General features: G+C 69.7%; 4 protein-coding genes. All 4 read left to right on the top strand.

Going from position 1 to position 7,742, the window contains the following annotated elements:
* Positions 1 to 603: 603 nt before the first annotated feature.
* The 4 genes from ACIBCA_RS21035 to ACIBCA_RS21020 all read left to right on the top strand — a co-directional run bounded on the left by ACIBCA_RS21035 (position 604) and on the right by ACIBCA_RS21020 (position 7,529).
* The gene (locus tag ACIBCA_RS21035; protein ID WP_396284448.1) at positions 604 to 3,201 is read left to right on the top strand and encodes a Helicase associated domain protein; all 2,598 of its coding nucleotides are present in this window, start codon (positions 604 to 606) and stop codon (positions 3,199 to 3,201) included.
* A 406-nt stretch (positions 3,202 to 3,607) separates the two neighbouring features.
* A complete protein-coding gene (locus ACIBCA_RS21030; protein ID WP_396284447.1) occupies positions 3,608 to 4,270 on the top strand; it encodes a TnsA-like heteromeric transposase endonuclease subunit in 663 nt (220 codons plus the stop codon).
* Positions 4,267 to 6,519 (top strand): transposase, encoded by a 2,253-nt coding sequence (locus ACIBCA_RS21025; protein WP_396284446.1) that lies wholly within the window; start codon positions 4,267 to 4,269, stop codon positions 6,517 to 6,519. The genes ACIBCA_RS21030 and ACIBCA_RS21025 overlap by 4 nt, the downstream gene beginning before the upstream one ends.
* Positions 6,516 to 7,529, top strand: coding sequence for an AAA family ATPase (locus ACIBCA_RS21020; RefSeq protein WP_396284445.1), 1,014 nt, complete (start codon positions 6,516 to 6,518; stop codon positions 7,527 to 7,529). Before ACIBCA_RS21025 ends, ACIBCA_RS21020 begins: the two co-directional genes overlap by 4 nt.
* The last annotated feature ends 213 nt before the right edge of the window (positions 7,530 to 7,742 follow it).

The following is a 7,742-nucleotide window of genomic DNA, read 5'->3' as shown; positions in this document are numbered from 1 at the left end:
CCCGCGGAGCGGGTCCCTACGGGCCTTCGGCCCTCCGTTCGCGGCCGTCCTTCGGACGGCCGACGGACCCGCTCCGCGTGTCCGTGACCTGACCTTCGGTCAGGTCGGCCCGGCTCCGCTCGGGCCTGACGGTCACTCCGCTTCGCTCCACTCCCTCCCATGGTTGAGCCTCCATCATATCGATGAACTGGGATTTTGACTGGACTCACAACAGGCTGACTAGGGGGAAGGTGGCACTGGGGGGCGCGTGCGGGTCGGCTTCACTACTGTCAGATTGGTCTAGCCCACGGTCTAGACCTCCGTTTCAGCCTCTCGGCGGGTCGGGGTGCGCTACCCTTGGAAGGTGAGCAACGGTCCTCAGTGTATCAGTCTCATAACGTCAGGTGATCCCGCCGGATTCGGGGTCCGGACCCAGGCTTTTCGGGTGTTCGCCGGAATTCGTGACCGGGGACTGATATCCTGCTGGATAGTCGCTTCCATCGGGCCCTATTTCCGGTTGGCTCGATTCCAGGGCCGATCTGTCGAATGTATCAGTAGGGCACTGTCAGCATTTCCCGCGTGGTCCCTGGTGTGGGCTCGGGAATGGGTGAGGGGAACGTCTTCGTGAACGTCGTGAAGCCTGGCCTGAAGTCCGCTCAGTCCGCTCAGTCCGCTGCCAGCATCTCGCTGCGCGGGCACCAGGAGGAGGCTCTGGAGGCCATCGTCCGGGGGCTGACGCCCCGTCCGGGACACCCGGCCCCGAACGGGCTGCGGGTGACGGTGCAGATGGCCACCGGCTCGGGGAAGTCCTACGTCGGGGCGGCGGCCGGCCAGAAGCTGGTGCCCCGCGGCGTGGTCCTGGTCGTGGTGCCCACGCTGGACCTGCTGGTGCAGATGGTCGGGTCCTGGCGGGCGGCGGGCCGCGCCGGGGACATGCACGCCGTCTGCTCCCTGGTCGACTCCGAGCTGCCGTACGGGGTGTTGGCGAGCACCAGCCCGCTGATGATCGGCAGGTGGCTGGCCAACGCTGCGAAGCACCGCAAGCCGACCACCCTGTTCGCCACCTACACGTCCGTGGGCGCGGTCGCGGACGCCTACGAGTACTGGGCCGAGCGTCGGGGCGAGCTGCTGCCCCCGCTCGGGCTGATGGTCTGCGACGAGGCGCACCGATCTTCCGGCAGCGTCGAGAAGACGTGGACCGTGGTCCACGACCAGGCCGCCATCCCCGCGGACCGCCGGCTCTACATGACGGCGACCCCGAGGATCTGGGCGCCGCCCAAGCGTCCCGTCAAGGGGCGGGAGGGGGCCTACCAGCCGCTGTCGGAGGAACTGGCGGTGTCCATGGACGATGTGCGGATCTACGGGCCGCACGTCTACTCCCTGGGCCTGGCGGAGGCCATCGACCGCAAGCTGCTCGCGCCGTTCGAGATCGTGGTCCTGGAGCTGCGCGACCCGCTCGGCGACCGGAAGGCCGCCGAGCAGCAGGGCGTGCCGTGGGGTCCGGGGGCCGGCGTGGAGAACGACGGGAGCGAGGACGAGGTGCCGGTGGAGCGGATCGCGGCCATCCAGGCCGGCCTGCTCAAGACGGTGGTCGAGCGGGGGCTGGAGCGGTGCATCACGTTCCACAGCCGCACGATCGAGGTCCGCTATTTCTCGGAGACGCTGAACCAGACGGCCGAGAAGCTGCACTTCGAGAACCCGCAGAAATACCCGCCTGAGGTCTGGGCGCAGTGGCTTTCCGGCGAGCATGACATCGACTACAGGAAGGAGCTCATCGGAGACTTCGGAAAGAGCGAGGAAGACGACGGCCTCAGGCACCGGATCTTCAGTAACTGCAAAGTCCTGGGCGAGGGTGTCGACATGCCGAATGCAGATTCTGTTCTCCTGCAAGGCAGGGGCAGCATGGTGGATATCGTCCAGGCCATCGGTCGGGCCCTGCGCATGCAGCCCGGAGAGGGAAAGACCGCCAGCCTGATCGTACCGGTTTTCCTCAAGGCCGGTGAGCAGCCCGGGGACATTCTGGAGTCGGACAGCTATGGTCCGCTGATCAAGATTCTGACTGCCTTGCGCTCTCACGACGCCAAGGTGGTGGAGGCCCTGGCGGTGCCGCAGAAGTCGGGCAAGCGGACGACCGGGCGCAGCGCTGAGGCTGCTGTTGGACCTGGTGAGAGCATGGTTGGTGCGGGTGGGTCGGGGGCGTTCACGCTGCCGGTGCGGTTCCAGGCGCCGGTGGATGAGAACGTGCTGGCGCTGTTCATCGCGTCGCGGGTGCTGGTCGGTGAGACGCAGCTGTGGCGTGAGGGTATTGGTCATGCGCGGCGGTGGTTTGAGGAGACAGGTGGGCTGGATGTTCCTTATTCGGCGCTTGTCGGGGAGAGCGGGAATTATCCGCTGGGGAAGTGGCTTTCGGACCGTCGGGGTGAGAATGCGAATGGTGAGCTGGCGTCATACCGGGTGGAGATGCTGGACGCGCTCGGGATGATCTGGTCCGTGAGCGATGCTCGGTTCGAGGCCGGGCTGGACTGGGCGCGGGTGTGGGCGGAGGGCCACGGCGGGTCGTTGGCGGCGCCGGCGCGGGCGTCGGTCGGCGGGTACGCGATCGGGACGTGGCTGTCGGAGCTGCGGGCCTCGGCGCAGGTGCCGGCCGGGGAGCCGGGGGCGCTGGCGCCGGAGCGGCGGCGGGCGCTGGAGGAGATCGACCCGTGGTGGTGCCCGGTGTGGCCGATCACCTGGCAGCGCGCCTACAGCGTCGCCCGGTCCTGGTGGCTCGACTCCGACGGGCGGGTCGACTGGGCGCGGCTGCCGCTGGACACGGTGTTCGAGGGCGAGCAACTCGGCCGGTGGGTGCAGGCGCAGCGGGCCGGCTGGCCCGGCCTGGAGGCCGATCAGCGGGACCTGCTGGCGGCGATCGGCATCGAGGCCGACGCCGAGCTGGTGGCCGCGAAGGCCGCAGCCGAGGCGAAGCCGAAGGTCTCGCGCTCCGATCGGTTCCAGCTTGGGATCGCGGCTCTGGCCGCGTTTGTCGCCGAGCACGGCCACCCGCGGGTGCCCCGCCCACACCGCCAGGTGGTCGAGACCGTGGAGGCCGGAGCGGACGGTGAGGAGGTGCAGGTGCACCAGGTGGCCCTAGGTGCGTTTCTCAACAACGCTAAATCCCGGAGGGCCAAGCTGACAGAGGATCAGCTGGCGATGCTGGCCGAGCACGGGGTGGAGTGGGCGTAGCGAGTGAGCGATGCGCCGTCGGTGGGCGCCGTCGTGACCGACGGCGCCTGCTCGGGGACGAGTGACCCGAAGGTGGCGTACCTGTCCTACTCCGCTGCAGCCGGCTTTTCCCTGCTTGTGCGGGTCCTTGATCGCTGCTCGCACGGTGGCGCTTGCGGGCTTCACGACAGGCTGTCAGTTGAGGGGCAGCACGGTCATGGGCATGAGGATGTAGCCAGGCGGTGGTTGGGCAGATGGATACCGCACCGTCTTCTGCGGCGTCATGCGATCAGGAGAAACGGCCTCGTGCTTGCCGGTGACGAGGTTGGCTGGGCGTGTGGGTGTTGAAGGTGTCGTGAGGTCGGACCGGGCAGATTCTGGCCGAACAGAGGCGTGGTTTCGCGGGGTCTCTGGCTCGGTGGAGTGCATGCGGTGGCCGGAGGCTGTCGCCGAGGTCTCGTTCGAGGAGTGCGCGGTACTTCAGCCGTTCCCGGTGCGTGCTGGTAAGCGGTTGGCTCCGGGGTGGTGGTGGTCTTCGACTACTGGCCGGCATGTCGCGTTCGGGTCGGCGGCGATGCGGCTGCATGTGATGCTCCTCGATCGGGACCGGCGGGTGAGTGGCCTGGCGGGACGCCCGGTGGAGCTTCGCTGGCTGGAGGGGCAGCGCGTTCGTTCGCACCTACCGCAGTTGATGGTTCGTCTGGCTGATGGCACGGGGGTGCTGGCTGACTGCACCTCCCGGCCTCAGCTCTCGGAGAGGCAGCGGGAGATCGGTGCCGTCGTGGGGCCGCTGTGCCGGTCGGTGGGGTGGCAGTACCGGGTGCTGGGTCCGGTGGACCTGGTCTGCCAACGCAATGTGACCTGGCTGGCCGGGTACCGGCACCCCCGGTATGGCGGCGGACGGGAGCTGGCCCGGGCGGTGCGGGAGGCGTTCGCCCGGCGGCGGCCCCTGTGGGAGGGGGTGGCCGAGGTCGGGGATCCGATCTCGGTGATGCCGGCGGTGTTCCACGCCCTGTGGTTGGGGAGCCTGTCGGCCGACCTGCGGGTGCCGATGCACGAACGGATGCCGGTGTGGGCGGAGAGCGCGTGAGCGGGGCGCAGCGGGGGCCGGTTGTGGTGTTGGGCTGCCGGGTGCGGTTCGAGCGGCGGGTGTGGACGGTGGCGGCCGTGGGCGGGGGTGGGGTGCGGCTGATGGCCGAGGAGGGCGGCGAGGTGGTGGCTGTTTTGCTGTCGTTGCTGTTCGCGGACCCTGCCTTCGAGGTCCTGGACGGGCCTGGGGTGCCGCGGCTGTTGCCGTGGGGGTTGTGGGAGGCGTTGCCTGCCGCGGTGCGGGAGCGTGCGCTGGCCTGGGAGCGGCATGTCCGTGAGGTGGAGACCGGCCGGCCCGGCGGTGAGGGGGATGGCGGTGCTGCGCGGAGTGAGTACGACCCGACGTTGAGGACGCTGGCGCAGCGGGAGGCGGCGAAGGCGGCGGAGCTGACGGCGTTGGGGGTGGCGGCGAGTGCGGTGACGGTGCGGCGGATGCGGGCGCGGTATCGGGACGGGGGGTTGTGGGGGTTGGTGGACGGGCGGGCGGTGCGGTCGCGGTCGGTGCTGGGGCGTGCGGACGAGCGGCTGGTGGGTGCGGTGGTGGAGGTGCTGGAGGAGAATCGGGGTCGCTCGCGGGGGACGTTGGGGCGGCTTCGGGTCTATACCGATCGGCTGCTGGTGCAGCGGTTCGGGGAGGGCGTGGTGCCGGTGCCGTCGGTGTCCACGTTCAACCGGCTCGTCCACGCTCTCGGCGACGGGTCCGGGTTGGTGGGATCGCGCCGGCAGCACCGGTGGCGGTCGGCGCGGCCCACTCCCCCGTTCACACCCACCGTGGTGATGGCGCCGGGCGAGCTGGTGATGATGGACAGCACCCTGCTGGACGTCTTCACGGTCCTGGACAACGGGGTGGAGGAGCGGGCCGAGCTGACCATCGCGCTGGACGTGGCCACGCGCAGCATCTGCGCGGCCGTTCTGCGTCCGAAGGGGACGCGCAGCGTCGATGCGGCCGTCCTGCTCGCCCAGATGCTGGTCCCCGCCCGCATGCGGCCGCACTGGCCCGAGGCCTTCTCGATGGAGCAGTCGGTCATCCCGTACGAGCGGCTGGTGAGCGTGGACGAGCGGCTGAGAGGGGTGGCGGCCAGGCCGGTCATCACGCCACGGACTGTCGTGGTCGACCAGGACAATGTGTTCGTCTCGGCTTCGTTCGTGGCCGCGTGCGAGTCGCTCGGCATCACGATGCAGCCCACGCCGCCGGCGAACGGTCCCGCGAAGGGGCACGTGGAGCGGGCCTTCGGGTCGATCGGCACGCTGTTCTCCCAGTACGTGGCCGGCTACACCGGAACCGATGTCACCCGGCGGGGGCAGGACCCGGAGGGCGAGGCGGTGTGGACGCTGCGCCAGCTGGACGAGCTCTTGCAGGAGTGGATCGTCTGTGGCTGGCAGGTGCGCGAGCACGACGGGCTGCGGCACCCGATGATGCCGCGGACCGCGTTGTCCCCGAACGAGATGTGGGCCGCGCTGGTGGCCGTCTGCGGGCACGTTCCGGTGCCGCTCGGGCAGGATGACTACATCGAGCTGATGCCGCTGGTTCGGCAGAAGATCAACGACTACGGCATCCGCATCGACTACCGCACCTACGACCACAAGGTGCTCAACCCCTATCGGGAGCAGCGCTCGACGGCCGCCGACGGGTTATGGGAGATCCATTACAACCCGCACTCCCCCGGCCAGGTGTGGGTGCGGCTGCCAAAAGCGGATGCGCCGCGGGGCTACGAGTGGGTGACGGTCCCGTGGATCCACCACTCTCTGGTGCGGGCTCCGTTCACCGATTTCACCTGGCAGTACGTCAGAGGCACTGTCGCCCGGCGTGGTGACCGGGTGCAGCACGAGCACGACTTGGCGCTCGCCCTGCGGGAGTTGTTGGAGCGCACGGGGGCTGGGCTGGGCAGCCCGCGCGAGCGGGTCGTCGCCGCCCGGGCCGGGGCGGCAAGCGCTACGGGTGCGGGTGCGGCCGTGGCCTGTGGAGGGGCAGACAGGTCACTGGAGGAGCCGGGCGTCGGTGTGCGGTTGCCGTGGGAGGTGGGTTTGTCCCGCCCTGGCGACGGCGGGGTGGACGGTGTGCTCTACGAGAGCGGTAACCCCTTCGACGATGAGGACGAAGCGGACGCCCAGGGCGAGGAAGTACGGGATGCGGTGCTGTCGGCCGGCGCTGCGGCCACAGGCTCGCGGGACGACGAGGAGGGCGAGCCGTGGCAGCCGGTGGGAGCGATGAAGGTCTACGACCCGCTGAAGGAGGCGATGCGCTGGTGAAGGGCTTGCCCGGGGGCGGGGATGTGTCGGCGCCGTTCGCCGCGGCGACCACATGGCAGGGCTGGGACCGCTTCGTGCACAGGCCGCCGGCGCAGGCCGGGGACATCGGTGATGACGCCTGGGGCCAGGCCGAGCGGGAGGCCTACCACTCGGAGCTGGCGGTGATGCTCACCCCGGCGATGGAACGGGTCTTCACCCAGGTCTGGCGGCTGCTGCTGGTCAACCGCTGCCAGCAGGCGGGCGCGCGGCGAGGACTGATCGTCTCCGGGCCGGCCACGACCGGCAAGACCACCACCTTGATGGCCCTCGGCCGTTCCTTCCAGCTCTCCGACGCACGCCAGCATCCGGGCCGGACCGGGCGCAGGCCTGTGCTGTTCATCAGCGTGCCGCCGGCGGCCACTCCGAAGATACTGGTCAGCGAGTTCGCCCGGTTCCTGGGCATGCCGTTGTCCGAGCGGCTCAACCAGACGGACATCACCAACGCGGTGTGCGACACCCTGTGCGAGCTGGGAACGCAGCTGGTGCTGATCGACGATGTCCACCTGCTCGACACCCGGCGGCGTTCCGGTGCCGAGACCTCCGACCAGCTCAAGTACCTCGGCGAGCGCATCCCGGCGACGTTCGTGTACTCCGCCGTCGACATCGAGACCTCTCCCCTGCTGACCGGGGTTCGGGGCGCTCAGATCGCCGGCCGGTTCAAGATCTTCCGTAACCGTCCGCTCGCGTACGGGACGGCCGCGGATCAGCAGACCTGGCATGCCCTGCTGCACGGCATGGAAGACCTGCTGCGGCTGCGCGCCCACAGACCGGGAACTCTCGTCCGGCACGCCGCCTACCTCCACACCCGCACCGGTGGACGGATCGGCAGCCTGTCCCAACTGGTGCGGGAAGCCGCCTTGATCGCTCTCACCGAAGGCACCGAGAAGATCACCAAGAAGCTGCTCGACGAAGTCGAGCTCGACGCCACCGCCGAGGCCGACGCATGGCCACGGCGACGTCCCATGACGTGAACCGGCCGCCTCCTTCCCGCGTCGGCGGGCGGAAGGCGCGGTGGCGCTGGGCGCAGGGTCCCGGGCGGCGGGGAGATCGGGTTGCGGGGCGGGCCCGTGACCACAGGTCGCCGGGCAGGGGCCGGTGAGGGCTTGCGATGTGAGGTTGTTGAGGGGGTAGCAGGAGATGGGCCGTGCACGGCGGAGCAGTGGAGTCGCCAAGTCTCTGGGGCC

Origin of the sequence: Kitasatospora sp. NPDC051170 (genome assembly GCF_044455705.1) — a bacterium.
GTDB lineage: Bacteria > Actinomycetota > Actinomycetes > Streptomycetales > Streptomycetaceae > Kitasatospora.
This window is presented reverse-complemented; position numbering and strand designations above follow the sequence as displayed.